Below are 26,728 nucleotides of genomic sequence, written 5' to 3'. Positions count from 1 at the left end.
TCTGTGTCCATCTGTGGTTCAAAAATTCATAAATCGTATTTTTGCAAGAAGTTTAGTTAAGGGTTATTTGAGCTCATGACATACGTGTAGAGACGTTGCATTGCAACGTCTCTACATTTGAACTAATCTGGTTTCTTATTATTGTCAGATTTAACCTGCTCAGGTACGACGAGAACCTTATCAACCCGGTTCCCATCCATATCCATCACCTCAAACCGCATACCCTGCCATTCAAAATGATCTGCCGCAGAGGGTATACGACCCAGATGTGCCATGACAAAACCACCCAATGTTTGATAGCTTCCTCTGTCTTCGTGTAACAACTCCTCGAGCTCGAATAGTTCCAAAAACTCATCTACAGACAACATCCCATCCAACAACCAGGAACCATCTTCTCGTTGCACAATTTCAGGATCTTCCTGGTCATCAATAGAAGGCACATCACCAACGATTTCAATCATCACGTCATTAAGAGTCACTATTCCCTGAATCACCCCATACTCATCTACAACTAACGCCATGTGAGTGACCGTTTGCTTAAACAATTCTAAAACTTTCAAACCACGGGTGCTTTCTGGCACATATGTTGGCTGTAGCAATCCCATTGTTAAGTCCAACTGCTCACCGGAGAAACTCCGGGCTAACAGGTCAGTGACTCGGATAATACCTAGTACGTTGTCAAGTCCTCCTTGACAAACTGGATAACGGGAATAGCCACTGTCAATTATTTTTTGGCGGTTTTCTGGGGCAGTATCTTCTAAGTCCAGCCAGACAATATCCGGTCTGGGTGTCATAAACGAGCTGACGGGGCGATCGCCCAAGCGAAACACTCGCTCAACCATATCTTGTTCCGCTTCCTCGAAAGTTCCCTCTTCAGTCCCTTGCTCGATTAAGACTCTAATTTCTTCCTCTGTCACTTGTGGCTCTGTAGACGGTCTAATACCCAATAACCTCAGCACTGTTTCCGTAGAAATACTTAATAAATAAACAATGGGTGCGCCAATGTTAGCTAGCATCCGCATTGGTAAGGCGAAAAAGGAAGCTACGGGTTCCGGACGGCTTAACGCCAGCCGCTTGGGTACAAGTTCGCCAAGGATCAGCGTCAAATAAGTAATAATTAAAATTGCACATCCATTTGCCAACTGTGGCTTATAGTTTTCCACAAAAGGGATAAAACTTAAAATAGGCGTTAGTCTCTTAGAGATAGTTTCTTCACCATACGCACCCGATAAAATAGTGAGGAGTGTGATCCCAATCTGAACAGTTCCAAGGAACTGATTCGGCGAGGATGCCAGTTCCAAAGCAACGCGGGCTTTAATATCACCCCGGTCAGCAAGCTGTTGTAGACGCACCTTTCGTGCTGAGACAATCGCCAATTCTGACATGACAAATAGACCATTGGCGAGGATCAGTAGAAGAATAATTAGAATTTCGATTGTTGGAGACATTTCTAAAATTGCCGATGCTATCGGCAAAGTGTGCTTAACCTTAACCTCTTAGTATCTAGTATCCAAGGTGTGATGACGAAACACTTTGAATACACAAAAGCAATCAACCATGTGTCATCAGTTAGCTCTTAACACTGATTCGTATATTAGCGATTTGTCAGTGGTCATTGTGCCAATTATTAATACTCTGTAGCCAGACTTGTTTCCCTGCCCTTGACTTTTAAAATAGATGAGGTAAGCGTTACCATTATGCTTGCCTGTGAGAAGAACTTTTTCATATTTTGTAACCTATGGCATTTTCTTCCATTGTGCGTGCTTTGGGGCGGTCTTCGCTCACCACTGAACTCCTCTCCAAACTCAGTCGGCAACAAGAGTTGTTGTTAAGTGGCATTCCTCGCTTGCCCAAAGGCTTGGTAGCTTCAGCTTTGGCTCAAACTGAGGGAAAGAATTTGTTCGTGGTCTGTGCGACTCTGGAGGAAGCCGGACGCTGGACAACACAACTGGAGGCAATGGGGTGGCAAACAGTACATTTCTACCCAACCTCCGAGGCATCCCCATACGAACCATTTGATCCCGAAACCGAGATGACCTGGGGACAGATGCAGGTTTTGGCAGATTTGGTGCAACTGGGAAGAAGGCGAGATGAGGGAGTGGGGGAAGTAGGAGAACTAGAGGGAGAAATTACTCCCCCATCTTCCCCTACTCCCCCTACTCCTCCAGCAAAGATGGCGATTGTTGCCACTGTTGCAGCGCTACAACCTCATTTACCACCAGCACAAACCTTTAAACCTTTCTGCGTCACTCTCCGGCGCGGTATGGAATTTGACCTAAATACCTTCAGTGAACAAATTACCAGATTGGGGTATGAAAGGGTGCCTTTGGTGGAAACAGAAGGACAATGGAGCCGACGTGGCGATATTGTTGACGTGTTCCCAGTTTCCTCAGAGTTGCCCGTACGATTAGATTGGTTTGGCGATGAAATTCAGCAGCTACGGGAATTTGACCCAGCCACTCAACGTTCTGCCGCCCTTGACAAAATTGACCAGCTAATTCTTACCCCCACAAGCTTTGCTCCCATCGTCATGGCAGCACTTAAAGATAGTCCTGAGTTCCGTGTGCTGAGTGCTGAGTTAAATGATGACTCAGGATTCAGTACGGGAGAACAACCATTCGCCCCTACAGACTCAGAACTCATAGAGGGTAGCCGTCGCTTTTTAGGGTTAGCTTTTGATAAACCTGCTTCCCTGTTAGATTATTTACCTGAAAACACTCTGATTACCGTTGATGAACCAGAACAGTGCCACGCCCATAGCGATCGCTGGGTAGAGAATGCAGAGGAACAGTGGCAACTGCTTGGAAGCAGGGAATATGAGGAGATTTCGCCCCAATTACCAAGAATTCATCGCTCGTTTGATGAATGTCTGGCAGATACGACAAAATTTCAAAAACTCAATTTATCGGAACTGGTGGAGGAAAACACCGGCATTAATCTCGCCAGTCGCAGGTTGCCGGTCACTCCGCACCAATTCGCCAAAATTGCAGAAACACTGCGACAAGAACGCGATCGCAAGTTCTCGGTTTGGCTGATTTCCGCCCAGCCTTCACGTTCTGTGTCCCTACTGCAAGAACACGACTGTCCTGCCCAGTTTATTCCTAACCCCCGCGACTACCTAGCGATTGACAAGCAGCAAATTAATCACACACCAGTTGCTTTGAAATATTCTGGTCTTGCGGAACTGGAAGGTTTCATTCTGCCTACGTTCCGGCTGGTCGTCGTGACTGACCGCGAATTCTACGGTCAGCACACTCTTGCGACTCCAAACTACATCCGTAAGCGGAGAAAAGCTGCTTCTAAACAAGTTGATCCCAATAAGCTGCGTCCAGGGGATTTTGTAGTTCACAAAAACCACGGGGTCGGCAAATTTCTCAGATTGGAAAGTCTGACACTGAACGACGAAACCCGTGAGTATTTGGTGGTACAGTATGCGGACGGTTTATTGCGTGTCGCAGCTGACCAAGTGGGTGTTTTATCGCGGTTACGCACAACAAGCGATAAACCACCAGAACTCAACAAAATGACTGGTAAGGCTTGGGAAAATACTAAGAACAAAGTCCGCAAAGCCATCAAGAAATTGGCGGTGGATTTACTCAAGCTCTATGCATCGCGATCGCAACAAAAAGGCATTGCTTACTCACAGGATACACCTTGGCAGCAGGAACTGGAAGACTCTTTCCCCTACCAAGCCACAACCGACCAGCTCAAAGCTGTGCAAGATGTGAAACGGGATATGGAAAGCGATCGCCCGATGGATCGCCTGGTTTGTGGAGATGTCGGCTTTGGTAAAACAGAAGTCGCAATTCGCGCCATTTTCAAAGCTGTCACCTCTGGCGGAAAACAAGTGGCGCTGCTTGCGCCGACTACCATCCTGACTCAGCAACACTACCATACCCTCAAAGAGCGCTTTGCTCCCTACCCTATCAACGTCGGGTTACTCAACCGATTCCGTTCTGCTGAAGAACGCCGCGAGATTCTCAAAAGATTGGCGATAGGGGAGTTGGATATAGTCGTTGGTACACACCAACTTTTGGGTAAGGGCGTAACTTTCCGCGACTTAGGACTTTTGGTGGTAGATGAAGAACAACGGTTTGGGGTGAACCAAAAAGAGAAAATCAAAAGCCTGAAAACTTTGGTTGATGTGCTGACTCTTTCTGCGACTCCCATTCCCCGTACCTTGTATATGTCCCTATCGGGGATTCGGGAAATGAGTTTGATTGCCACACCGCCCCCCTCCCGACGACCGATTCAAACTCATTTGTCACCCATGAACCCGGAAAGCATACGCACTGCGATTCGTCAAGAGCTTGATCGAGGTGGACAAGTGTTTTATGTTGTTCCGCGAGTTGAGGGAATTGAGGAGATAGCAGGAGAGTTGCGACAGATGATCCCCGGCTCGAGAATTGCCATAGCCCACGGTCAAATGGAAGAAAGCGAGTTAGAATCGACGATGCTTTCTTTCAGCAATGGGGAAGCGGACATCCTCGTGTGTACCACGATTATTGAATCTGGTTTGGACATCCCGCGAGTCAATACTATCTTGATTGAAGATGCTCACCGCTTTGGATTAGCTCAACTATATCAACTGCGGGGTCGTGTTGGTCGTGCGGGAATTCAAGCTCATGCATGGTTATTTTATCCAAAACAGCGATCGCTATCCGATGCCGCACGCCAGCGCTTACGAGCAATACAGGAATTTACGCAATTGGGTTCTGGGTATCAGTTGGCAATGCGGGATATGGAAATCAGGGGTGTAGGTAACTTGCTGGGTGCAGAACAGTCGGGGCAAATGGAAGTCATAGGTTTCGATTTATACATGGAAATGCTAGAAGAAGCTATCCGTGAAATCAGGGGGCAAGAAATTCCTAAGGTTGACGATACACAAATTGACCTCAATCTCACAGCGTTCATGCCAGCTGATTACATCACCGATTTGGATCAAAAGATGAGTGCTTACCGTGCAGTTGCATCTGCGAAATCGAAAGAAGAATTATCGCAGATTGCTGCGGACTGGAATGACCGATACGGTACAATTCCCAAACCAGCCACTCAACTGTTGCGGGTTATGGAACTAAAACAGCTTGCTAAAAAGCTAGGATTTAGCCGGATTAAACCAGAAAACAAACAGCACATTGTTTTAGAAACGCAGATGGAAGAACCTGGTTGGAATTTGTTGGCTCAAAATTTACCGGAAACTCTCAAGTCGCGCTTTGTTTACTCTCCTGGTAAAGTCACAGTGCGAGGTTTAGCAGTTCTCAAGGCAGATCAACAATTGCAAACTCTGATTGATGCTTTGGGGAAGATGCAGGGTGCGGTTGTGGAAGAGGCGATCTCTTAAAATCAAAACCTTGCTAGTAGTTAGCGCTTTAGTGCTAAAGCACTAACTACAAACTTTAATTGGCTCCTATCTAGCGACTTGAAAATCTACCAGTTTAAATAGAAGTCAAGCAAGATGGACTGTTGAAGCAAAGGTGGCGTTCCCCTGCTATCAACCCTGATGAAATGAGTCATGAATCGCTTAAGATGCCTAGGAATCAAACAAGAAGCGAAAAGCCTAATCACATGATTCATTTAAGATTGCTATATGTCTGCTAATTCATTTAACAACTATAAATTTGTAGTTGCTTCTCGAAATGTGTGCAAGCAGCTATTAGATAATCTATCTCTTGAAAATCTGTAATGGATTATACATTAAAATAGTTAATGTATAACGTAAAATAAAATACTCTGATAGGTAAAATTAGAGCAAAATATAGCCAAAGTATGAGCAAACCCGCTCTTTTACATAGAAAATTACACCTCAAGATACTGTGTTGTTTTGGGTGAACTCATTTACATTCAAGATATGAAATGATTATTACCAATATTAGCCTTCCTCAAGTATAAAAGTCTACTTTAGCTTTTTTTTAGAATATTGTATTAAGTAGGACAGATTTTCACTGGGTGGTCAGTTTAAATGAAAATCATATACGGTATTTACAAAAGTAAATATTTCGTATATACATAGATTTTGTGCTGCCATGAATCTATTTCACTAGCTTCTGAAATAGATTGTATTGACAGCAAAGAAAACGCAATCAAATACTTCAAAATGTGAGTATAAACCTATTTACGACTATGCTCAAAACAAATAATCATCAGCAAATTATCTTCTCTGCCTTTGTTAACTCTGGTTTAGAAAATCAAACAGGAAATCAAAACCAAGTTACTCAACCTAAAGCAGATTTACTGCAACCATTACGTGAATGGCTGGATTCTTTGGAAATTCAAAATCGGAAATTAGCGAGGTTTATTGCCAAAATGATTCCTGCTCAATGTCCTTTTGAGCGAGATATCATTTTATTTGGTTACAAAATTGCCCACATTCCCCCAATGTGCAAGTTAAATCCGTTGTACGACCAGTTTGTGGGGTTACGTTTTCGTGCTTTATGTTATTTAGTGGATGTCTGCGGTGAGGATGTGCAATCCTACTGCTAAGTCTAAACAAGTACCTTATGTAGAGCAGATAGCTTGGCTATTTTGCAAGTTTAATCTTCTGTGTAATTGATTTCAAGGCGTCTGCTTGCTTCTGTGTTGTGATCACTGCATTATCAGGGACTTGCACACCATCACGTAAAGTAACACCAATGACCAATGCCCCAGTTCCAATCGTCACATTGTTGCCAACCTTGGAGCGGAATAGCACTGCATCATCTTCAATAGTCAGGTTATCTCCCACCTCTAGAGGACCGTGAAAAACAATATTATCATCTGTGTCCAAGTTCTTGCCGATACTAATGCTAGTACCTTTAAGGGCATGGAAGGTAACGCGGTCTTCAATCTCAGCATTTTCGCCGATAATAATTGGTGAGCCTTCATCGGCACGAATTGAAGTGCGCCGTCCAACAACGCTATTGTTTCCTATCTGCACGTTGCCAACAATACGAGCAAATTCCTCAAGTAGCACATTCTTCCCTAGAGTGGGTTGAACAGGCTGAGGATTCCAAGAAGTTTTTGGTGCGAGACTGATTCCAACCACAGCGTCATATCCGTTTTCTTCATAAAGTTCGCTGTAGTTTTCGGCAAACTCTTCATTCACCTGTAGCACCTCATTGTGGAATTCAGAATTATCTTCAGTCTTTAGTGGTAAAGCATCTGCTTGCGCTTGTGTAGTGATAACTGCCCCAATTGGTACTAAGTGGTCTTTGCCAATACGCACATTAGACAGCCTTGCACCGTGTAGCACAAAGGCACCATCTTCTAACACCACATTGTTAAGGTCGGTATGGAAACCTATAAAGGTAAAATTACCAATTTTTGAGTTTTTAATGTTTGCTTGGTGGGCAATGCTGACTCGTTCTCCAGTACTACTTGAGAGTTTACCGCAATCTGCTGCAGGAGCTTTTTGATTACGCAACGCCAAGAATACAATATTGTCTTGAAGGTTGGTTTGACTGCCAATACAAATCCGGGTTCCAGGATCTGCCCGTAGAATGGTATTGCCAGCAACAAAAATTTTTTTGCCTACTGAGACATCACCAAATAGTTCGACCAGTGGACTGATAAAGCCAGAGTTCACCGCAATATTCATCGGACGAGACAAGCTAACTAGGTCGCTTTTTGGATTGGAGATGACAACTGTCCCCAGAGTGAGAATGCACAATAAAATGCCAATTATCAGAGCAATGTGAGATTTTTTTCTGAATCTGTTGTACATAGGCGATTTTTTTTATAAACTTTTTTGAAAGTAAGCATAACTAGTAAGCATAACCGCTTCTTTTGATAACAGCCATATGGAAGGAGACAAACAATGGAAATTAAGCTAGAGCGCCAACCTAGCCAAGAATGGCTTAACCAATTGGGTGTGCCCAAATGGGAGATTTGGACAAAGGAAGTCTCAATGTTCCCTTGGACTTACGACACTCAAGAAACTTGCTATTTTTTAGAAGGTGATGTCATAGTTACCCCTGATGAGGGACAGCCAGTGCAAATGGGTAAAGGCGATTTAGTGACTTTTCCTGCTGGAATGTCCTGCACATGGGAAATTAGAAGCGATGTGAAGAAACACTATAGTTTTGATTAGCAAACAAATTATAATAAATTATGAATTATGGGACAAAGACTATTGCCATAATTCATAATTCAGCATTCGTAATCTATCCTTAAAGAGGTGCCATCTTGATAAGGACGCTGATAAAAAATGTTATTGCATTTAAGCACCTGGCAGGAAGTTGAGACTTATCTCCAGCAGTCTCAAGGTATTATTCTCCCTATTGGTTCGACAGAACAACACGGACCGACGGGATTAATTGGCACAGATGCGATTTGTGCAGAAGCGATCGCCCGTGGTGTGGGTGAAGCAACTCAAGCAGTGGTTGGCCCCACAATTAATGTAGGGATGGCGTTACACCACACCGCATTTCCTGGTACAATAAGTCTGCGCCCCAGCACCATGATTCAACTGCTGCGAGATTACATTACCTGTTTAGCAAAATCTGGTTTTACCAAGTTTTACTTTATCAACGGACACGGTGGTAACATTGCTACTCTCAAAGCGGCATTTTCCGAAACATACGCTCACTTAGAAGATTTACAAATTCCCAACGCCCAACGGGTGCAATGTCAAGTTGCTAACTGGTTCATGTGCGGTTCAGTTTACCAGTTGGCAAAGGAATTATACGGTAATCAAGAAGGTTCCCATGCAACGCCCAGCGAAGTAGCTGTGACTCAATATGTATATCCAGAGGCGATTAAGCAAACACCCCTTTCTCCAGAAGTTGGTACTGGACACAGAATTTATGGTGCTGCTGACTTCCGTCAAAAATATCCAGATGGCAGAATGGGATCAAATCCTGCTTTGGCAACACCCGAACACGGTCAGCAGTTTTATGAGTTGGCGGTGAAAGAACTTAGTAATGGGTATTTGGAGTTTTTGAACGCGGATTGAATTTCCTAACAAAACTTTGTAGAGACGCGCCATGGCGCGTCTCTACTTTTATGGAGTCAATCAACTATCAGCGATACCTTCTTGACGTGCTGCGCGTTGCACAGCACCAGCAACAGCAGTCACCACGCGCTCGTCAAACACAGAAGGAATGATGTGTTCTTTGTCAAGGTCTGAAGGTTTGATTAAGGATGCGATCGCACTGGCTGCTTCTAGATACATTGTGGTAGTAATCGTTGCCGCCCGACAATCCAAAGCACCACGAAAAACCCCAGGAAAAGCTAGCACGTTGTTGATTTGATTTGGGTAGTCACTGCGACCTGTTGCCATGACTGCAACATCGTTTTTGATTAATTCTGGCTGAATTTCGGGTATTGGATTTGCCATTGCAAACACGATTGGATCTTTTGCCATTGAACGCACCATTTCTGGTGTTAAAACCCCAGGTGCTGAGAGACCGATAAATACATCTGCGCCTTGCATTGCACCCGCTAAAGTTCCTTGAGCCTTAACAGCAAATTCCCGCTTTTCCTGTGTTAAGTCAGTGCGACTGGTGGAAATAATCCCTTTGGAATCGCACATCCAAATTTTTTCTGCCCCTGCTTTCTTGAGTAACCGGGCGACTGCTACCCCAGCAGCCCCTGCACCGTTAATGACAATGCGGATATCTGCTATTGATTTGTGTATCAGCTTCAGGGCGTTAAACAACGCTGCTAACGTGACAATCGCTGTCCCATGTTGGTCATCGTGAAAAACGGGGATATCTAATTCCTGCCGTAGCTTGGCTTCAATTTCAAAGCAGCGAGGAGCAGCGATATCCTCTAAATTCACACCCCCAAATACAGGAGCAAGATTTTTTACTGTCCGGACAATCTCATCTGTATCTTGAGTTGCAAGGCAGATGGGAAAGGCATCAATCCCGGCGAATTCCTTAAACAGCATAGCTTTACCTTCCATGACTGGTAGGGCTGCTGCTGGACCAAGATTTCCCAATCCCAAAACAGCACTGCCATCGGTAACAATAGCAACAGTGTTTTGTTTAATGGTTAAGTTGTAAACTTCTTCGGGATTTTGAGCGATCGCCGTACAGATGCGTCCGACTCCAGGTGTGTAAGCCATTGCCAAATCCGACACACTTCTTAAAGGAATTCTGCTGGCAATGCTGATTTTACCACCGCGATGCAAATTAAAGGTGCGATCGTACACATTCAACACCTTAATATCTGGCACCGCTTTCACTGCTTGCACAATTGTCTCAGCGTGGTCGGTGCTTGCTGCATCGACAGTGATATCACGAATAGAAACAGCTCTTGTTTGCTCGATTAAATCAATTTGACCAAAATTACCGCCACTAGTTGCTATAGCCTTGGTTACGTTAGCCAACATTCCGACGCGATTGGGAATCTCCAAGCGGAGTGTCAAGCTAAAACTAGAATTAGGGGTGAGGTTTGGCATGCTTTATTGATTGTGGATTTTAGATTTTAGATTTTAGATGCAATTGATGGGTTAAATTCTAGTTAAACCCTAAAATCTAAAACCATCTACTGTAAACCATCCAAAACTTAGTCATTGTAACCGTTGAGACTAATGAGTTTATCGTTTTGGAGATGGTGCGAGTTTGAACAATATTTAATTTGTTTAATTTTAATAAAAATTGTGACCGAAGAAAGAACTCAGAACTCAGAACACAGTACTCAGTACTCAGTACTTAGAATCATAAGAGGAATACGGCGTCCTTGTTTAAATAAGCGCGCATTTATTCATGGGGATGCCCAACTGAGTTCCTAGCTGAGGACTACTGAGTTCTTCTTAATTATGTAGTCAAACTAAAAAGCGCCCTTCTTACTTGAGAAAGACGCTTTCCACTTCTAGAGACGCGATACATCACGTCTGTGGATTATTTAAAATTAGCCTAAAATTAGCCGTTGATAGCAGGAGCCGATAAAGCAACAGGAGCAGCTTCGCCGCTTGCCAAGTCGAGGGGGAAGTTGTGAGCGTTGCGCTCGTGCATCACTTCCATACCCAGGTTAGCCCGGTTGAGAACGTCCGCCCAGGTGCCAATCACGCGACCTTGAGAGTCAATGACGCTGGAGTTGAAGTTGAATCCGTTGAGGTTGAACGCCATGGTGCTGATACCCAAAGCGGTTAACCAGATACCAACTACAGGCCATGCAGCTAGGAAGAAGTGCAAGGAGCGGCTGTTGTTGAAGGATGCGTATTGGAAGATCAGACGACCGAAGTAACCGTGTGCAGCTACAATGTTGTAGGTCTCTTGTTCTTGACCAAACTTGTAACCGTAGTTCTGAGATTCGGTTTCGGTTGTTTCACGTACCAAGGAAGAAGTCACCAAGGAACCGTGCATTGCACTGAATAGGGCACCACCGAATACACCTGCTACACCAAGCTGGTGGAAGGGGTGCATCAGGATGTTGTGTTCAGCTTGGAACACCAACATGAAGTTGAAGGTACCGCTGATACCTAGGGGCATACCATCAGAGAAGGAACCTTGTCCGATGGGGTAAATTAGAAATACTGCGGTAGCAGAAGCTAAAGGAGCAGAGTATGCTACGCAGATCCAGGGGCGCATACCTAAGCGGTAAGATAACTCCCACTGACGACCTAAGTAGCAGAAGCAACCGATCAGGAAGTGGAATACCACTAACTGGTATGGACCACCGTTGTACAACCACTCATCGAGGGAAGCTGCTTCCCAGATGGGGTAGAAGTGCAAACCGATCGCATTGGAAGAAGGAACAACCGCACCAGAAATGATGTTGTTGCCGTAGATTAAAGAACCTGCAACAGGCTCGCGGATACCATCGATGTCTACTGGAGGTGCAGCGATGAATGCAATGATAAAGCAGGTTGTCGCGGCTAACAGAGTAGGAATCATCAGCACACCGAACCAACCGATATACAGGCGGTTTTCAGTGCTGGTAATCCACTCACAGAACCGCTCCCATACGTTACCGCTTTCGCGACGTTGTAAGGTTGTAGTCATAGTTTTTATGAGTGCTGTGAATTTTTTGTTATTAAATTAAACAGGTAATTCAATGATTTACCTGTTCTACTTAAAATTTACATGAATTCACTGAACGTTGAACTATGTACTTAATTATTTGTTATAATTTGGAGTTTTGTATCAAAGCGTTAAGTTAATTGTAGAAACAGCACTTTAACCTACAGGTGCGTTGGCTATGCTCTAAAACACCCCGCTTCCCCTACACTTCAAAACGCCAGTTGCAATGGAGGACACCTGCACACGCTGCTGGCTTCCCCATACCCCATAGCCAATCTCAACTAGAAGTCAAAATATATGTAAGGCAAGCTGCCTTCGGGAGCAAGTAACCAAACACTGTAGAAACACAAAGGCACGAAAACAAGCTTTACGGACCAGTTGAACTGCAACTTAAGTGTGCGATTAAAGGCGTAAACTATAGCCATGAGAGTCGCCAAAACCACTAGTAACATTGCCAGTTGGTATGGGCTTCTATTTAGGGCATCGACGTACACCTTTTGAGCAAATTGCTCATCCCCAGGAAAACCCCAAAGATGCTGAAAGACTAAAGAAGATTCTGCAAGGCTCGGTAGGCGGAACCAGATCCAAGAGGTGAAAACCATAAACTGCGTCAGCAGCCAAGCCAAAAATATACCCAGAGGCTGTTGCCAGAAATTTTCCCAATCCTCAAAGCGATCGCTGATAGCATCAGTGACTCGATGAACGGCTAAAGCTAACCCATGAAATGCGCCCCAGACAAGGAAACCCAAAGCGGCTCCGTGCCAAATACCCGCAATCAGCATGATAATCATTAAATTAAGACAGGTGCGATCTAATCCTTGACGGGAACCACCCAAAGGAAAGTACAGGTAATTACGCAACCAATCTCCCAGAGTTATGTGCCAGCGCCGCCAAAAGTCAGCAATACTGGTGCTGAAGTAGGGAAAGTCAAAATTTTCAGGTAATACTAATCCAAATAGCAAAGCACTACCACGGGCAATGTCTACGTAACCACTAAAATCCAAATACAACTGGAAGCCGTAGGCAAAAGTTGCTAACCATAAATCACCACTACCCGCCCTTTGCAAATTGCCAAAACATAAATCAACAAAAACTCCTAAGTGATCTGCCAAAATACCTTTTTTGACTGCACCCCTTGCAATCAGCCATAGTCCCTCTGCCACAATATCAGGAGTTAGCAAGCGAAGATTTTTAAATTGATTCGCTAAGTTGTGGAAACGAGTAATTGGACCTGAAATGAGTTTGGCAAAGAAAAATTTGTAGGCGGCAAATTGGAGAAACTCCTGAGTAGCCGGCGCACCACGATAGACATCAACTAAATAGGCAATGCACTCAAAGGTGAAAAATGAAATTCCTAAAGGTGCAATCACTTTAAAAGAGTCAGCAGATGAGGTTGCTATACCGGGCAAAACCGACCTTAATAAAGGCGGCAAGTATTTGAAACCTAGTAGTAAAAAAACATTCAAAACTATACCCAGCCACAAAAGCTTGAGACGGCGCCGATTCCAATCAATTTGAGCAGACTGCCACTCTTCGTTGTTAAGCTGCCAGTTTAAACTATGAGGTTTTGGTGAGGTATTTTCATCGATTTCTCGTCCCAAGCGAAAGTTTATAAAAGTAAGTGCTAATAGCAATGGAATGTAATGAGCTTGCAAAGATGCATAGAACACAAGACTAGCAATCAGCAATGTCATTAGCCGCAATCTTTGCTGTGCTACAGACCAGTAAATTCCTAGCACACTTAGCAAGAACAGCCCGTATAGAATTGATATAAAGTTCATGTTTTAGTTATTAGTAAAAAAAGTATGAATGATGAATTATGAAACTGGAACACTATCTTAATTCAACATTCATAATTCATCATTCACAATTCATAATTTATTTGCTAAACCAAGGAATCATAGGGTCATTAGCAAGCTTTTGCGAGACTTTATAGGCACCGTAGCGGTTGAGGTGGCTGGGGTCAGAAAAGTAGTCATTTGCCTGGGGCCATAGTTGACTTAAGTCTCGGTAAATAAAGTTTGGATTGTGAGCCAAACCCAGCATATACTGTTGAAATTCTTGCTCATATTTTGAGCGTACTGAGTCTAAATAATAGACTGAAAGAGGCATATTGACAAAGACCAAGGCAATTTTCTGAGACTGGGTAAATTCAAGTAGTGCTTGCACAGCAGTATCTTGTTCACCTTGGAGTCGGAAAGATTTGTAGTCGTTGTCGTCGTTCCCAGAGACTTTAGGATGTTTTTGATAGTATGTAGCAGGCTGGAAGCGAATAGAAAGAGGAAGGAATCCATCAAAGTCAACTGCTTGCTGTGAAGCATCTTCTTCTGGATTGATGCTATTTGATTTTTTAGTGCCAGCTTGGGTAGTATCGCCAATAATAGGCAAAGATTTGAATTGTTGCTTCAAGAGATTTTTAAGATGGTCGCGCTTTTGATAGCTAGCAGATAAAGCAGCTAGACCTTCATTTAACCAATCATCTACAGCTTGATAGCTGCTGCTACCTTGCTGGGTTTCCCCATTTGTTGTTTTCTGTTCTGTGCTACTACTCGTGTCGGTATAAGTTCTTTTTCCTGGTGATTTTTCTAACAAGTATCTATATCCAGCTGATGCAGCGATCGTTCTAAAGGTCATATCCTCTCGACCGCTATTAAAAGCACGGGAACCATCTGCCCAAATAATAAGTTTTGGCAGTTCTGATGGCTCAAGAACTCGACGCACAATAAAATCGACGACTTGTGCTGTAGCACCATTAATGCCAAAGTTAAACACATCGATATTAGGAGAACCTGGAGTCGCCAAAGAATTGGAAAGAGCTACAGGATCTATTCCCCGCAGAGCGCGGGAAGAGCCAATAATTAATACATCAGGCGGATGACCAGTTTTTGCGAGGCGCTGTTTGTAGAGCGCTAGCTGTTCATCTAACTGGCGAGCATTGAAACTTGGTATCTGCGTTGACGATGCTCCCGCGTGGTGAGAACGTGCTGCTAAAAGAATGGCAGTTGGTGTTGCCTTTTGCTTCAACGGTGAGGCTGACAAATTTCCTGGCTGGGTATTATCTGCTTGTGTAAATCCAGAAGCATTGAAGACAGGATTCCCATGTTTAGGAGATTTTTCTCCAGAAGTACTCGTAAAAAAGGCAGTTCTCTGTTTCTGGTCAGCTTCAGAAGTATACGATGCTCTCATAGTAGAGAACGATTTGGGCGAAACCCCAGCAACGGTGGGTGTTGGAGGTATTGTGCGGGCTATAATTTTACCCAAAACCCAATCGGTTTGTAAGGTGAGCAATAATCCTAAAGTCCCCCAGATTAAGGCAACCCTAAGTCCTTGAGAACCTCCGCCGACCTCCTGTGACTGTTCCCTATCAGTAAATAGCTGCGTTCCCAAAAGAAACTTTCTTACAGATGCACTCCAATCCTGAGCCACTTGGGTGACAAAAGTGTGAATTTCCTCAGTGGTTAAGTCGGGGCGCAGCACTGGCTCGTCAGTCTCAGAGGGTAAAAGCTCGCGAACGTGGGTAGAGGTTGCGGCAAATTCTGGAGTTACTTCTGGTACCAAACGTTGGCGGTGCTCATAATCGACGCCGTAGTGCCAAAAAGGTTCCTTGTTGCCAGAACGACGACCGTAGACACGCACACCCGCAATTCCAGAAATTTTCAACTGCCGCACAAACTGAGTCACTTTGGACGCAATTTGTCTGCGTGCTGGACAAACAGGTGCATCACACATTATGTGTAGTACATCCTCTTTGCGAAGCAGGAGTACGCGAATACCTCCCGTTACCAGACGCGAATCTAGGTCAGGGTTGAGCAAACGCTCAAGTAAAAAAATAATAGCCGGTTCATCACCAGAAGTCGCCAACTCTAAGGCTGATGGTGCAAAAGCCGAATGTTCCTTCGCAGGTAAGGATAACCAATCAACCCATGTAGGTTTGTTGTCTGTTGTTTTTTGCCCGTATACTGTGGCGGCAATAATACCTTGGGGAGCAATTGCTTCCAAAAGGGGTTGTATGATTCCTAAACACTGTTCCTTATCTGGTGCTGGGGCAGTTCCTAATGGATCAGAAGCTGGGGTACAAAATATATGTAGTGTTGATTCTTTGAAAGTTGCTTCCACAACCACTTTCGACTCTGACAAGGTTTCACTTAACAATCTTGACAGCGCTTGCACATCTCCCCAGCGCGCCCATTCTTTCAGCATGACCTCGGATGGTGTCAGATCCACCCTGATTAGCCAATCTACCCTGCTTTCACCACTGACTCGCGAAGCAATGACAGCATCTTGGTAGCCGGAAAGCTTAAGATGCCGTAATTTCTGGGCTACTGGTTCGGCGATTAATGATGGATCAGGACTATAACTCGACTCACAAAAGATCCACAAGCGACTTTCATTTTTCGGATTGTTTCCTGTGGGCTTCTTGATGACTTTAACTTGTACAGCTATACCAAAGGTACTCAGCGTTTCACTCAGATAGCGAGCGATCGCTTCTGGGTGTCCTTGGCGTGCCAAACTTTCGTTAGAAACAATCAGCGCCCCAGCAACTTTTTTGGATTTTTCCTCGTCTTCTAGCAGGGCTTGATCCACCTGTTCTAAATGCCGACCAAGTTGATTAAGGTAAACCTTATGACACCATTTGGGTCGAATTTCCCCTTTTTTCCGTCCGTAAACAAAGACTTGGTAAATCGCGGGTTGCTCAATGCTAGTCAGGACATCTAAATCTGTTTGCTGTAGTGCGCGCAGCAAGTCAGACAGAGTTCGCCAACGCTGAGGACATTTTGGACCTTCACAAAGAATGTGTAGGTCGTTTCCCCGCAACCGGACTTTCACCCCGAAAGTGCTAATCCCTGTTGCTTGGCTTACCCACTGCACGATAGATTTTTGGCGTTCTGGTAATTCTGTTTTCATGGGAAGTTGACTTTACAGGAAGCGAATGTTGGGGGATAGTGTCTTGAATTATCAAGCGATTGAGTACTGGGTACTGGGTAATAGGATTATTCCCAATTTCTAATCCCGAATCACCAATCCCCAATCCCTTGTAAACTAGAACCATAGAATTATCACACTATGTAGTTTTTTTTAACACTTTTGTTACCTGATAACGTATGTAAAATCGGCAAAGATAATTGTGTACAGTCCCACGAATCATTTCTGTTTAGTTTTGCGTTTTTTTCCTCCCATTCTTGAACTCCCTGGAAATACCAATGCCACCTGTGACCCCCCAATCTTCATCTGACTCTGGATTAAATCTAGTTTTGTTTACCATTCCCCAGTCTTTGCTGTTGCAAGTTGGTACAGCGTCTATACTACTGCTGCTATTAGCCTCACAAACCACCGGAGAAACCCTACAAGCACTCGGAGAAGCAAGTGAAGAATTGTTTCGAGGCGATCGCCTACCTATTCTCAACTTCCCCGACCAAAACGAATAAACACGAAGCTAAAAAATATACTTTGCACAGTCTATGATTCTGTGACAATTGCCGTAACTAAAAAATGCAAAACATAGAATCATAAATATTAACCTGCTTAATCAGCATCAAGCATATGAGTTACCTTTTATACTCTTTTACTCAGGCAGTGAATATCTACCCCGCCTCCGATTTATTTTTGCGCCATCGGCTCCAGGTGGTGGAAGAATTGTGGGAATCTGTTCTCAGGCAAGAATGTGGTCAAAAGATGGTAGACTTGTTGCGTCAACTACAGGATTTGTGTTCGCCAGAAGGACAAGCAACCAACGACCAAGCTTCCTCTGTATTCAAGTTGATAGAACAGCTCAACATTAACGAAGCAATTCGAGCAGCTCGTGCTTTTGCTTTGTATTTCCAGTTGATTAACATCATAGAGCAGGACTACGAACAACGACAGCAATTAACTCGTTATGAGGTAGAAACACCAGGAACTCAAGAAACTCTACCAGATTTTATCTGTTCATCAAACCAGGAAGAAGCAGAAAATCCTGTTAACAGTGGACTAGGAGCAGACTTACTGACAAAGAGTTGGCAAGCTAACTCCAACGGCAAACAAAAAGGGACTTTTGCTAGTTTGTTCCCTCATTTATTCAAACTCAACGTCCCACCACAGCAAATTCAACGTCTGATTGCACAGTTAGACGTGCAGCTTGTATTCACAGCTCACCCAACAGAAATTGTCCGTCATACAATCCGCGATAAGCAGCGGCGAGTGGTACATCTGTTGCAACAGTTAGATGGACTGGAAAAGCGCTCTACAAGTGGCGGTGCTTCCTGGGAAGCAGAAGAACTGCGAGAACAATTGCTTGAAGAAATCCGCCTATGGTGGCGTACTGACGAGCTACACCAGTTTAAACCAGCGGTATTAGATGAAGTAGACTATGCCTTGCACTACTTCCAAGAAGTGATATTTGATGCCATTCCCCACTTGTACAAACGCTTCAAATATGCACTAGCTAGCACTTTTCCCTGGTTGGAACCTCCCAGCAAAAACTTCTGTAGGTTTGGCTCTTGGGTAGGAGCAGACAGGGATGGAAACCCATCAGTGACACCAGAAATCACCTGGGAAACAGCCTGCTATCAGCGCAACGTAGTACTGGAAAAATACATCAAGTCGGTAAAGCAGTTGATTATCTTGTTGAGTCTATCGCTGCACTGGAGTGATATTTTACCAGACTTGCTGGAATCTCTGGAGTTAGAGCAGTCTCAGCTGAGTGAAGTTTATGACCAACTGGCTCTGCGCTTTCGCCAAGAACCATATCGGCTGAAGCTATCTTATGTCCTCAAGCGGCTGGAAAATACTCGCGATCGCAACCTAGCTCTGTATAAACGAGAAACGCTCAAGAGCAATAACATCCCGATTTACCGCTCAGGAGCAGAGTTTTTAGCAGAACTACGTCTGATTGAACGCAACTTGACAGAAACCGGTTTAAGTTGTAGAGAACTGGAAAATCTGATCTGTCAGGTAGAAATTTTTGGTTTTAACCTAACGCATCTCGACATCCGCCAAGAATCATCCCGTCACTCAGATGCTTTAAATGAAATCCTGCAATACCTGGGAGTTTTAAAAGTTCCTTACGACGAACTATCAGAAGACGACAGAGTTGCTTGGCTCGTTGGAGAACTGCAAACTCGCCGCCCGTTAATTCCAGCAGAACTGCCATTTTCAGAAAACACGAACGATGTAATTCAAACCTTGCGGGTTGTGCGATCGCTGCAACAAGAGTTTGGTTATAAGATCTGCCAAACTTACATTATCAGTATGTGTCGCCAGGTGAGCGATGTCTTGGAAGTGTTGCTACTGGCTAAGGAAGCCGGACTGTATGACCCTGGTACTGCTGTTGGCACGATTCAGGTCGTTCCCCTGTTTGAGACAGTAGAAGATTTGCGACGCTCAATCAGTGTCATGCATCAGCTGTTTGCATTACCCTTGTATCGCGCCTTACTAGCAGGAGGATACAAAGTAGGGGAAGCTTCTTCCTCTACCTCGGAATCGCCATCGCCTCTTACTCCCAATTTGCAAGAAGTGATGCTGGGGTATTCTGACAGTAATAAAGACTCTGGTTTTTTAAGCAGTAACTGGGAAATTCATAAAGCTCAAAAATCATTACAGAAAGTCGCAGAAGAATACGGAGTGAATCTGCGGATTTTCCACGGACGAGGCGGTTCCGTTGGACGCGGTGGTGGTCCAGCTTATGAGGCTATTTTGGCTCAACCTGGTCATAGCATCAATGGACGGATCAAAATTACCGAACAGGGAGAAGTTTTGGCTTCCAAATACTCCTTACAGGACTTAGCTCTGTATAACTTGGAAACTATCACCTCTGCCGTCATTCAAGCTAGCCTGTTGCGGACGGGGTTCGATGATATAGAACCTTGGAATGAAATTATGGAAGAGTTAGCAGCGCGATCGCGTACACACTACCGTAACCTGATCTACGAACAACCTGATTTTATTGACTTCTTCCACCAAGTGACCCCAATTGAGGAAATTAGCCAGCTACAAATTAGCTCTCGTCCTGCGCGTCGTCCATCTGGTAAGAAAGATTTAAGCAGCCTACGGGCAATTCCTTGGGTGTTCAGCTGGACGCAAACTCGGTTTTTGCTACCTTCCTGGTACGGTGTTGGGACAGCGTTGCAAGAATTCTTAAACGAAGAACCAGAAGAACATCTGAAGTTGCTACGTTATTTCTACATCAAGTGGCCTTTCTTCAAAATGGTGATTTCCAAGGCAGAAATGACCTTGGCAAAAGTAGACTTACAAATGGCGCGGCAGTACGTTCAGGAATTGTCCAAACCGGAAGACAAATCCCGTTTGGAAAAAGTTTTTGAACAAATTGCCAGTGAATTCTATCTGACACGGGATTTGGTTTTGCAAATCACCGGTCATCAACGGCTTTTGGATGGAGACCCTGTATTGCAGCGCTCAGTGCAGTTACGAAATGGTACAATTGTACCATTAGGATTCATACAGGTTGCCCTCCTCAAGCGTCTGCGCCAAGCTCGAACTCATGTGACATCCGGAGTGATTCACTCTCGTTACAGTAAAGGAGAGTTGTTGCGAGGTGCATTGTTAACCATCAACGGTATCGCCGCAGGTATGAGGAATACTGGTTGAAATGTTAGTGGGTAGTGGGTAGTTGGTAGTGGTTAATGGGTAGTAGAGCAATCAACCACTAACGACTAAACTAAAAATGGTTCGTAGTTAATCGTAAGTAGAACAATGCACAACTATCAACTAACAAATGACTAAAAATCGAACTCTCATTTGCACCTTTTTAGCTCTGCTGTCAGGATTTTCTGGAGGTTATCTGGGAGGGCAAATTACCCTCACTCTTCACACTCAGAAGTGTCAAAGCCAAGCTTGGGGCTTGAAGGAAATGTGTAACGCTTTGGTAGCACCAGGGGCAGTTTGGCAAGGTAGCACAACAGGACTGTGGACAGGAACTGTCTTGGGTGCATTTGTTGGGGGTTCACTCACGCGGCAAAGTCGGCAATAATTGGTAGATAGTGGTTAATGGTTAGTTGTTAAAAAGTACTACTAACCACTATCTACTAACCACTAACAACTTTATTAACTATCAGTTGGGGCTGTTGGCTTTTGTCGGTGACTCAAAGTTCTCCAAGAGTTTGTGCTGGTGTCAAAACAACGCCAAGTTTCATCAGAAGGCTCCCGGTAGCAAAATAGAGAGCGATCGCCAGCATTGAAGTTGTCAGTTAAATAGTAGACAATTCCTCTAAAAGGATAAGTTTTTCGACTCAACCGTTTAGCTACTGCTTGATTGGGACACTCTACGACAAATACGGGTTGTCCATCCAAATGACCCAAAGAGAAGATACACATCCGCAAAATGGCTCGCAGCCAGCTTTCTGAGCTATCAAAATAATCATCGATAATTTTGTTGGTTAGAGCTTTTTCTAGGACACGGTCTTGTTTACGAGGAGTGTGAGGGTCTGACATAGCGCAACTATTATGCTTTACCGTTGGTTTGAGATTAAACCAAAAGCTCCAAAAGTGACAAGCGTATGTCGAAACATACAGCAATAATGCTCAAAAGTCGTCAAAAATCTAAAAACAAAAGTCAAAAATGACTCACTTGCTGACCTTATCGCTCTATTTGCCTACTTCCTCGCTTCCCCTCCTTTTGTGTTCACATTGCCTGGTAAAATTCTCTAGTAAGGGTGAGACTAAACTGCCATGACTACTGAAATGAACCAAGAGAACCAAACAACCAAAGGTGCTGATGCAATTGATGAAGCGATTGCACGCGGGATTGATTTTGACGGTTCCCCTATTCCTCCCGACAAGCTGGAACTTTATCACAAAGTCATGGCGCTAGAAGCGAACAGACAGCGCAGTGGTGTATCCAATACTATGCGTTCCCGCATTGTGCGAATTGGAGCAAAACACATTCCTCAAGCAGAACTTAATCAAATGCTGGCAGACGCTGGTTTTGCTGCCTTAAAAGAAAAAGAAATTGCCTTCTTCTATGGTGGGAAGTGATCCCAAAGGGCGAGATCGCCCAAAGGGCACTGCGCTACGTATGCAATCGCCGTCTCCCTGCGGGAGCAAGTGTGGATACTTCAATATGTCCTATCTATATTCACTCAAGGTGTGAGGAATGAAGCTTAAACAAGTTTTTCTTGTAGTGTTGCTTGTTGTCATGCTGGGAGTTGGGTACTGGGGTATCTCATTTGCACAGACTCCTGCAAAGCAATTTACACCAGAGCCTACCAAAGTTCTCAACGTAAAGACTAGCGACATACCAAAGGTATCGGTGTTAGAAAGCGAAATTCTGGCGGCGACTATGGCACCAGGAGAGGTCAGTATCTGGCATACACATGGATCGCCTGTATTCGCTTACACAATTAGCGGTGAGTATATCGTTGATTTCCAGTCAGGGCAGCCTTCAATTACAGTACCTGCTGGCAAAGCGATTATGGAACCCATTAACGTCGTTGTCCGTGCTAGGAATCCTAGCTCAACGGAGCCAGCTACATTGGTATTGTTTCAGATGAGAAAGCCAGGGACTGCCTTCCTAGACCCAGTTTCTAAATAATTTACTGCCAAAAATCAGTTACATTATACCCTAAATCTGCTAACATTTGCCGCAGCAGAGGTAAACTCAGTCCAATGACATTGCTGTGGCAACCTTCAATTTTTTCCACAAACAGACCACCACGACCTTCAAGGGCAAAGGAACCCGCACACTTTAAAGGTTCACCAGTGGCGACATATGCGTCAATGGTGCTACGCTTCAGTTGAGCAAAGTAAACCCTTGTAACCTGATACCTAACCAAAGTACGGTTCTGGCAAAGGTCAATTAAGGCATGACCCGTGTAAAGGTCACCAAAATGACCTTGCATTTTTTGCCAGCGTTGACGTGCTTGGTCTGCATCTGCTGGTTTGCCATGAATTTCGCCGTTAACAGCCAAAATGGAATCACAACCCATAATTAAAGCAGATTCAAACTGAGGGGCTACAGTTTCTGCCTTGCGTTGAGCTAGAATTTTTACCAATTGTGCAGGCTCATTTATTTGGACTTGCGACTCATCAAAATCACTGGGACAAACTAAAGCTTCAATTCCAGCTGTTTGTAGTAAACGGCGTCGCGCAACAGAAGCAGAAGCGAGTACAAAGGGTGGATTGCCCATGAGAGGAGTGGGGAAAGTGGTTAACGGCTAATGTAGAGACGCGCCATAGCGCATCTGTGTAACTAATAATTAATACACAGAAAAAGAATTCACGGATTCTTGAATGAATCGTTTCACTTTGCCCCAACGTTTTTCAGGAATAGAAGCGTTGAACGTAAAAAGTTTGCCACGACTGACAGCGACACTAGCAAGGTTGTGGCGTTGTTGGTTGTTAGGAAGTGAGATTGCATACTCTAAGAGATAGTATGTTTTTCCGTTAGATTCCAGTTCTTGAGCATTGACTAATTCAGCTTTGCGACCAGAACCTGCAGGCGCTAGGGCGTTTTTTCCCAGTTTATATCCTACTTCTCCTGGTGTCCCTAAATCTTTCAAAGTTTTGCCTTCTGGAACTGGACTAATGACTACAGAAACATTTTCAGTTACCTGAATTATGTCGTGGAAGATCACATCCGGACCGTTGGCAACTTTAACTTGCACCCAGCCGTTAGGATATGAGAACTCATAGCCATCAGTAGTGTCTACATAGCTTTTGCCAGCAGCAGCCGCGATATCCGTATGACTCAAGCTGAAGCTAAACACCAATAGCAAAATCAATACAATTCTTTTCCACATTTCTACAGTTTCCTTTAGGCTGGAAGCAACACAAGGCAAGCGTAATTTCTCGTTTTCATTGTCCCATGTATGCTGACAACTTACGAACTGCGCTGGTTTTCCCCTGGCACAATACCGCCACTCCATAGCAAGCATTTTTGTAACTAGCAACTTGGGTTAATAACACGGAACTAGGACGTGAGAGGACAAACCAGGTGTAACAGGTTATACTATTGCTGTTTTGGCGCACACCAATGACTCTAAAGGTACGGAACACAAAGAGTTGCAATACGAAGAATTGTTCGCCTTTCACACTGACAAGCTGTATCCATCATCAGACCATGCGCCTGTCTTGTCATTAGCCACTCTTTGAGTTACTAAATCAATCCTGACAAAATAATCACAAGGAAAGATTTTATGGGTTTGGACAAAGGTTACGGTGTTTTAAAATGTCATGCGATCGCTGGCAAGAAGGAACTTGATAAAGATACCCCGCATTATCAAGTTCATGTGAAGGACGATCAGTTTTCCTATCGTCTTGCAATCAACGTCAGATCAGTTCAGCAACCTTTCGATTTGTTCTATTTTGTCGATGATGATTTTGAACATTTCATCACTGACAAACTCGATAAATTGGACTTTGGCTTTACGGAAATTGAGGAGTCAGAGAGAAAGGCTGGGGGAATTGCACTGGACTACATCCGAGCAAACTTATTTAAAGTCGAGAATCTTAAACCATTGCCCTTCAATTTACCTGGAGAAAACAACGACCTCAACGAGTTGATTGACGCGCACATTCAACGGGCAATTGACACTCAAGCAGTTGTGTACGCCTTTGGGGAACCGTGGGGACCAGAAAATAAGCCTGACAAAGTGTTCGACTTTGAACCGGGAAGAGGCGTTCATAATATTCACATGAACCAGGGCAACAGTGGGAATTTTGCCAGGGAAAATGGGGTTTTCCAAGATGGGGCGTTGTTGATTCATTATCCCTCTGCTGAAGGTTCACACGACCACTGGGTTGCGGCATTTTTTGCATTTCAATCCCAGTCCTTCCACACTGATGATCGCACTGGCAATCCCATAGCCATAGATCAGAGGGTGGGAACTGAACCAGTAGAACCGGGTACTCCGGCGGTGAAGGCACAGGTAAAAATCGTTGCTGCTTTGGTGAATCCTCGCAATGAAGATACAGGCAAGGAGTCTATTACTTTAATCAACTCTTCACCACAAAAGGTTGATTTGACCAATTGGGCAATTGCTGATAGCCTCAAACGTAAGCACCGCCTTGATGGGTTGAGTATCTCACCTGGTGAAGTTGTCACAGTATCTTTAAGTGGAGAAAATATTCAGCTTTCCAATAATGGGGGCATTATCACCCTTCTTGATGACAAAGGAATTAAGATTGACGGTGTTTCTTACACGAAGGAAGATGCCCAACAGCAGGGTTGGATGATTGTGTTTTGATGTGTTGTTAGTTGTTAGTTGTCTGTTCTTGTTAACTACTAACAACTAACTATTCACTTGTAGTACTACCAATGTCATATCATCGGTGTTTTGCTTATCTGCACCGATGAATTGCTGTACTTGGTCAAATAGATAATCTAGAATTTCCTGCGGTTCACTAAAAATCCTGCAAGCGTAGTTAAATACTGTCACGAGGTTTTCTTCATCAAAGCGATCGCCGCTTGCTGCAGCTGCATCGGTCAAGCCATCTGTGTAGTAAAGAATTATATCACCAGGCTCTAACTGTGCCTGAGCATCTTCGTATTCGCTGTTAGCATCTAAACCAATCAGCATTCCAAAGGTATCTAAACGCGTGACTGTTTTCGTTACTGCATGCCACCATATAGGAGGATTGTGTGCTGCATTGCTGTAAGACAAAGTCCGAGTGAGGGGGTCGTATTCTGAGTAAAATAAAGTAACAAAGCGGTGGGAATTTTCCAAATCCGCATACATCACTCGATTCAAGTTTTGCAGAATTCGTTTGGGGGCATGACCATGCAGTACTTCTCCCCGCAACATTCCCCGCATCATGGTCATAATTAGTCCTGCTGGGACTCCTTTGCCCATAACATCACCAATCACCAAACCCCAACGACCATCTGCATCCAAACTACCTTTATTGTTTGGTTGAATTTGATTGTGATTTGTGGGAATAAAGTCGTAGTAGTCTCCGCCAACACGATTGGCAGGTTTACAGCGTGCGGCAAGGGCTACACCTGAAATATTAGGGCATTGACGTGGCAGGAGTCGCCTTTGAATTTCTGCGCCAATTTCTAGTTCTTGGTCTAGGCGTTCTTTCTTCCTGAGTTCTACAGCCAGTTCATCATTTTCTATTGCTACAGCCGTTTGATCTGCCACTAAGCGAACTAACTTTTGTCTAGTTTCTGTCCAAGTGTATTCTGGATCGCGACTCAAAACATAGAGCCATCCTCGTTCTGTATTCTTGACTATAATAGCCGTGCCAAAGATTTGTGTATCTGGTCCTAAGCAGCGATGCATATAGTCATTTAACACACCCGTGGTTATTGCTAGAGGCTGGGTATTTGGCATATATGCGATTTGACTGGTTGCTGTTTCCAGCGCTTTGCGGATATTCTTACGCTGGCGACTATCTTGCCAATGTAGCTGCTCTAATCTAACTTGACCGTTAGGTTTGTATAGAAATAGGGCGCTTCCATCTGCATCTGTGACTCTTGTTGCCATCAACGGAATCAGTTCTAAAAACTGATTCAAATTATTGAAGCTTCGCAGAGCAAATCCCAAAGAACTCAGTAAATCTTGAATTTTATTTTGTTCTCGGTGCAACCGTGCCACGAGTTCTTTAAGTGCCACAACTGGAGTGACCTCCTTTGTCGGGGCAGCACTATTACTGTCAGCTGGTTGAGACGGTGGTTGAGGCACAGTTACCATTGTGATTTACATCAGCAAGTTTTATGTTCCTTATAAATACTTTCGTTTTTGCATTGCTAAACCATGTTGTGACAAGTTTGTCAGTTTAGCAAGAGTAGAAAAACGTAGGGTGTAAATTTTAAAAGTATTTCGTATTTCATTGGCTTTTGTAATTTC

Annotated in this window: 21 protein-coding genes; 10 read left to right on the top strand and 11 right to left on the bottom strand. The window is 44.1% G+C overall.

Annotated elements, in window-relative coordinates:
* Positions 1-122: 122 nt before the first annotated feature.
* A complete protein-coding gene (locus MAS10914_RS0109090) occupies positions 123-1,448 on the bottom strand; it encodes a hemolysin family protein (RefSeq protein WP_017315614.1) in 1,326 nt (441 codons plus the stop codon).
* 290 nt (positions 1,449-1,738) lie between these two features.
* Here MAS10914_RS0109090 and mfd point away from each other — a divergent pair, with 290 nt between their 5' ends.
* Together mfd and MAS10914_RS0109080 are read left to right on the top strand one after the other, a co-directional pair.
* Positions 1,739-5,341, top strand: coding sequence for a transcription-repair coupling factor (gene mfd, locus MAS10914_RS0109085; protein ID WP_017315613.1), 3,603 nt, complete (start codon positions 1,739-1,741; stop codon positions 5,339-5,341).
* A 779-nt stretch (positions 5,342-6,120) separates the two neighbouring features.
* On the top strand, positions 6,121-6,480 hold the full coding sequence (locus tag MAS10914_RS0109080) for a Mo-dependent nitrogenase C-terminal domain-containing protein (RefSeq protein WP_017315612.1): 360 nt from the start codon (positions 6,121-6,123) through the stop codon (positions 6,478-6,480).
* Between the two features lie 37 nt (positions 6,481-6,517).
* On the opposite strand, the gene MAS10914_RS0109075 is transcribed toward MAS10914_RS0109080, so the two are convergent.
* A complete protein-coding gene (locus MAS10914_RS0109075; RefSeq protein ID WP_017315611.1) occupies positions 6,518-7,699 on the bottom strand; it encodes an LbetaH domain-containing protein in 1,182 nt (393 codons plus the stop codon).
* Between the two features lie 93 nt (positions 7,700-7,792).
* Between MAS10914_RS0109075 and MAS10914_RS0109070 the strand changes: the two genes are divergently transcribed.
* A complete protein-coding gene (locus MAS10914_RS0109070) occupies positions 7,793-8,065 on the top strand; it encodes a cupin domain-containing protein (protein WP_017315610.1) in 273 nt (90 codons plus the stop codon).
* 117 nt (positions 8,066-8,182) lie between these two features.
* Positions 8,183-8,929, top strand: coding sequence for a creatininase family protein (locus tag MAS10914_RS0109065; RefSeq protein ID WP_017315609.1), 747 nt, complete (start codon positions 8,183-8,185; stop codon positions 8,927-8,929).
* A 60-nt stretch (positions 8,930-8,989) separates the two neighbouring features.
* Here the strand turns inward: MAS10914_RS0109065 and MAS10914_RS0109060 are convergent, their stop codons facing one another.
* The 4 genes from MAS10914_RS0109060 to MAS10914_RS0109045 all read right to left on the bottom strand — a co-directional run bounded on the left by MAS10914_RS0109060 (position 8,990) and on the right by MAS10914_RS0109045 (position 16,850).
* On the bottom strand, positions 8,990-10,381 hold the full coding sequence (locus MAS10914_RS0109060; RefSeq protein ID WP_017315608.1) for a malic enzyme-like NAD(P)-binding protein: 1,392 nt from the start codon (positions 10,379-10,381) through the stop codon (positions 8,990-8,992).
* Positions 10,382-10,844: 463 nt separating this feature from the next.
* On the bottom strand, positions 10,845-11,927 hold the full coding sequence (gene psbA, locus MAS10914_RS0109055) for a photosystem II q(b) protein (protein WP_017315607.1): 1,083 nt from the start codon (positions 11,925-11,927) through the stop codon (positions 10,845-10,847).
* Positions 11,928-12,226: 299 nt separating this feature from the next.
* Complete coding sequence (locus MAS10914_RS0109050) at positions 12,227-13,726, bottom strand: MBOAT family O-acyltransferase (RefSeq protein ID WP_026082433.1); 1,500 nt, start codon at positions 13,724-13,726, stop codon at positions 12,227-12,229.
* Positions 13,727-13,823: 97 nt separating this feature from the next.
* Complete coding sequence (locus MAS10914_RS0109045; protein WP_017315605.1) at positions 13,824-16,850, bottom strand: hypothetical protein; 3,027 nt, start codon at positions 16,848-16,850, stop codon at positions 13,824-13,826.
* A gap of 296 nt (positions 16,851-17,146) precedes the next feature.
* On the opposite strand from MAS10914_RS0109045, the gene MAS10914_RS0109040 reads away from it, so the two are divergent.
* From MAS10914_RS0109040 to MAS10914_RS0109030, 3 genes are all read left to right on the top strand, one after another.
* Positions 17,147-17,371: a hypothetical protein gene (locus tag MAS10914_RS0109040; RefSeq protein WP_017315604.1), complete on the top strand. Its 225-nt coding sequence runs from the start codon at positions 17,147-17,149 to the stop codon at positions 17,369-17,371.
* Between the two features lie 115 nt (positions 17,372-17,486).
* Positions 17,487-20,528 (top strand): phosphoenolpyruvate carboxylase, encoded by a 3,042-nt coding sequence (gene ppc / locus MAS10914_RS0109035; protein WP_017315603.1) that lies wholly within the window; start codon positions 17,487-17,489, stop codon positions 20,526-20,528.
* Between the two features lie 127 nt (positions 20,529-20,655).
* Positions 20,656-20,910 carry a hypothetical protein gene (locus MAS10914_RS0109030; RefSeq protein WP_017315602.1) on the top strand — a complete coding sequence of 85 codons (255 nt, stop codon included), beginning with the start codon at positions 20,656-20,658 and terminating at the stop codon, positions 20,908-20,910.
* A gap of 74 nt (positions 20,911-20,984) precedes the next feature.
* On the opposite strand, the gene MAS10914_RS0109025 is transcribed toward MAS10914_RS0109030, so the two are convergent.
* Positions 20,985-21,371 carry a hypothetical protein gene (locus MAS10914_RS0109025; RefSeq protein WP_017315601.1) on the bottom strand — a complete coding sequence of 129 codons (387 nt, stop codon included), beginning with the start codon at positions 21,369-21,371 and terminating at the stop codon, positions 20,985-20,987.
* Between the two features lie 237 nt (positions 21,372-21,608).
* Between MAS10914_RS0109025 and MAS10914_RS0109020 the strand changes: the two genes are divergently transcribed.
* A complete protein-coding gene (locus tag MAS10914_RS0109020) occupies positions 21,609-21,914 on the top strand; it encodes a small RNA NsiR4-regulated ssr1528 family protein (RefSeq protein ID WP_017315600.1) in 306 nt (101 codons plus the stop codon).
* A gap of 118 nt (positions 21,915-22,032) precedes the next feature.
* Entirely contained in the window at positions 22,033-22,470 is a 438-nt protein-coding gene (locus MAS10914_RS29865) for a cupin domain-containing protein (protein ID WP_017315599.1), read from the top strand.
* 1 nt (position 22,471) lies between these two features.
* On the opposite strand, the gene MAS10914_RS0109010 is transcribed toward MAS10914_RS29865, so the two are convergent.
* The 3 genes from MAS10914_RS0109010 to MAS10914_RS34030 all read right to left on the bottom strand — a co-directional run bounded on the left by MAS10914_RS0109010 (position 22,472) and on the right by MAS10914_RS34030 (position 23,969).
* Entirely contained in the window at positions 22,472-23,065 is a 594-nt protein-coding gene (locus MAS10914_RS0109010; RefSeq protein WP_017315598.1) for a Maf family protein, read from the bottom strand.
* Between the two features lie 69 nt (positions 23,066-23,134).
* Positions 23,135-23,677 carry a photosystem II reaction center PsbP gene (gene psbP, locus MAS10914_RS0109005; RefSeq protein WP_026082432.1) on the bottom strand — a complete coding sequence of 181 codons (543 nt, stop codon included), beginning with the start codon at positions 23,675-23,677 and terminating at the stop codon, positions 23,135-23,137.
* Positions 23,678-23,732: 55 nt separating this feature from the next.
* Positions 23,733-23,969: a hypothetical protein gene (locus MAS10914_RS34030; protein ID WP_156818119.1), complete on the bottom strand. Its 237-nt coding sequence runs from the start codon at positions 23,967-23,969 to the stop codon at positions 23,733-23,735.
* A gap of 104 nt (positions 23,970-24,073) precedes the next feature.
* Between MAS10914_RS34030 and MAS10914_RS0109000 the strand changes: the two genes are divergently transcribed.
* Complete coding sequence (locus MAS10914_RS0109000; RefSeq protein WP_017315596.1) at positions 24,074-25,123, top strand: DUF2278 family protein; 1,050 nt, start codon at positions 24,074-24,076, stop codon at positions 25,121-25,123.
* Between the two features lie 45 nt (positions 25,124-25,168).
* On the opposite strand, the gene MAS10914_RS0108995 is transcribed toward MAS10914_RS0109000, so the two are convergent.
* Positions 25,169-26,572 carry a GAF domain-containing SpoIIE family protein phosphatase gene (locus tag MAS10914_RS0108995; RefSeq protein WP_017315595.1) on the bottom strand — a complete coding sequence of 468 codons (1,404 nt, stop codon included), beginning with the start codon at positions 26,570-26,572 and terminating at the stop codon, positions 25,169-25,171.
* Positions 26,573-26,728 lie beyond the last annotated feature (156 nt).

The organism is Mastigocladopsis repens PCC 10914, assembly GCF_000315565.1.
Lineage (GTDB): Bacteria > Cyanobacteriota > Cyanobacteriia > Cyanobacteriales > Nostocaceae > Mastigocladopsis > Mastigocladopsis repens.
The sequence above is the reverse complement of the archived record's forward strand: the minus strand, read 5'-3'. Positions and strand labels throughout refer to the sequence as shown.

What these genes read in the sequence shown, in the direction of transcription:
- MAS10914_RS0108995 (WP_017315595.1), bottom strand. Translation starts at nt 26,572, where the DNA reads ATGGTAACTGTGCCTCAACCACCGTCTCAACCAGCTGACAGTAATAGT.
- psbA (WP_017315607.1), bottom strand. Translation starts at nt 11,927, where the DNA reads ATGACTACAACCTTACAACGTCGCGAAAGCGGTAACGTATGGGAGCGG.
- MAS10914_RS0109030 (WP_017315602.1), top strand. Translation starts at nt 20,656, where the DNA reads ATGACTAAAAATCGAACTCTCATTTGCACCTTTTTAGCTCTGCTGTCA.
- MAS10914_RS0109020 (WP_017315600.1), top strand. Translation starts at nt 21,609, where the DNA reads ATGACTACTGAAATGAACCAAGAGAACCAAACAACCAAAGGTGCTGAT.
- MAS10914_RS0109010 (WP_017315598.1), bottom strand. Translation starts at nt 23,065, where the DNA reads ATGGGCAATCCACCCTTTGTACTCGCTTCTGCTTCTGTTGCGCGACGC.
- ppc (WP_017315603.1), top strand. Translation starts at nt 17,487, where the DNA reads ATGAGTTACCTTTTATACTCTTTTACTCAGGCAGTGAATATCTACCCC.
- MAS10914_RS0109065 (WP_017315609.1), top strand. Translation starts at nt 8,183, where the DNA reads ATGTTATTGCATTTAAGCACCTGGCAGGAAGTTGAGACTTATCTCCAG.
- mfd (WP_017315613.1), top strand. Translation starts at nt 1,739, where the DNA reads ATGGCATTTTCTTCCATTGTGCGTGCTTTGGGGCGGTCTTCGCTCACC.
- MAS10914_RS0109090 (WP_017315614.1), bottom strand. Translation starts at nt 1,448, where the DNA reads ATGTCTCCAACAATCGAAATTCTAATTATTCTTCTACTGATCCTCGCC.
- MAS10914_RS0109075 (WP_017315611.1), bottom strand. Translation starts at nt 7,699, where the DNA reads ATGTACAACAGATTCAGAAAAAAATCTCACATTGCTCTGATAATTGGC.
- MAS10914_RS0109050 (WP_026082433.1), bottom strand. Translation starts at nt 13,726, where the DNA reads ATGAACTTTATATCAATTCTATACGGGCTGTTCTTGCTAAGTGTGCTA.
- MAS10914_RS0109060 (WP_017315608.1), bottom strand. Translation starts at nt 10,381, where the DNA reads ATGCCAAACCTCACCCCTAATTCTAGTTTTAGCTTGACACTCCGCTTG.
- MAS10914_RS0109045 (WP_017315605.1), bottom strand. Translation starts at nt 16,850, where the DNA reads ATGAAAACAGAATTACCAGAACGCCAAAAATCTATCGTGCAGTGGGTA.
- MAS10914_RS0109025 (WP_017315601.1), bottom strand. Translation starts at nt 21,371, where the DNA reads ATGTCAGACCCTCACACTCCTCGTAAACAAGACCGTGTCCTAGAAAAA.
- MAS10914_RS0109080 (WP_017315612.1), top strand. Translation starts at nt 6,121, where the DNA reads ATGCTCAAAACAAATAATCATCAGCAAATTATCTTCTCTGCCTTTGTT.
- psbP (WP_026082432.1), bottom strand. Translation starts at nt 23,677, where the DNA reads ATGTGGAAAAGAATTGTATTGATTTTGCTATTGGTGTTTAGCTTCAGC.
- MAS10914_RS0109040 (WP_017315604.1), top strand. Translation starts at nt 17,147, where the DNA reads ATGCCACCTGTGACCCCCCAATCTTCATCTGACTCTGGATTAAATCTA.
- MAS10914_RS0109000 (WP_017315596.1), top strand. Translation starts at nt 24,074, where the DNA reads ATGGGTTTGGACAAAGGTTACGGTGTTTTAAAATGTCATGCGATCGCT.
- MAS10914_RS29865 (WP_017315599.1), top strand. Translation starts at nt 22,033, where the DNA reads ATGAAGCTTAAACAAGTTTTTCTTGTAGTGTTGCTTGTTGTCATGCTG.
- MAS10914_RS0109070 (WP_017315610.1), top strand. Translation starts at nt 7,793, where the DNA reads ATGGAAATTAAGCTAGAGCGCCAACCTAGCCAAGAATGGCTTAACCAA.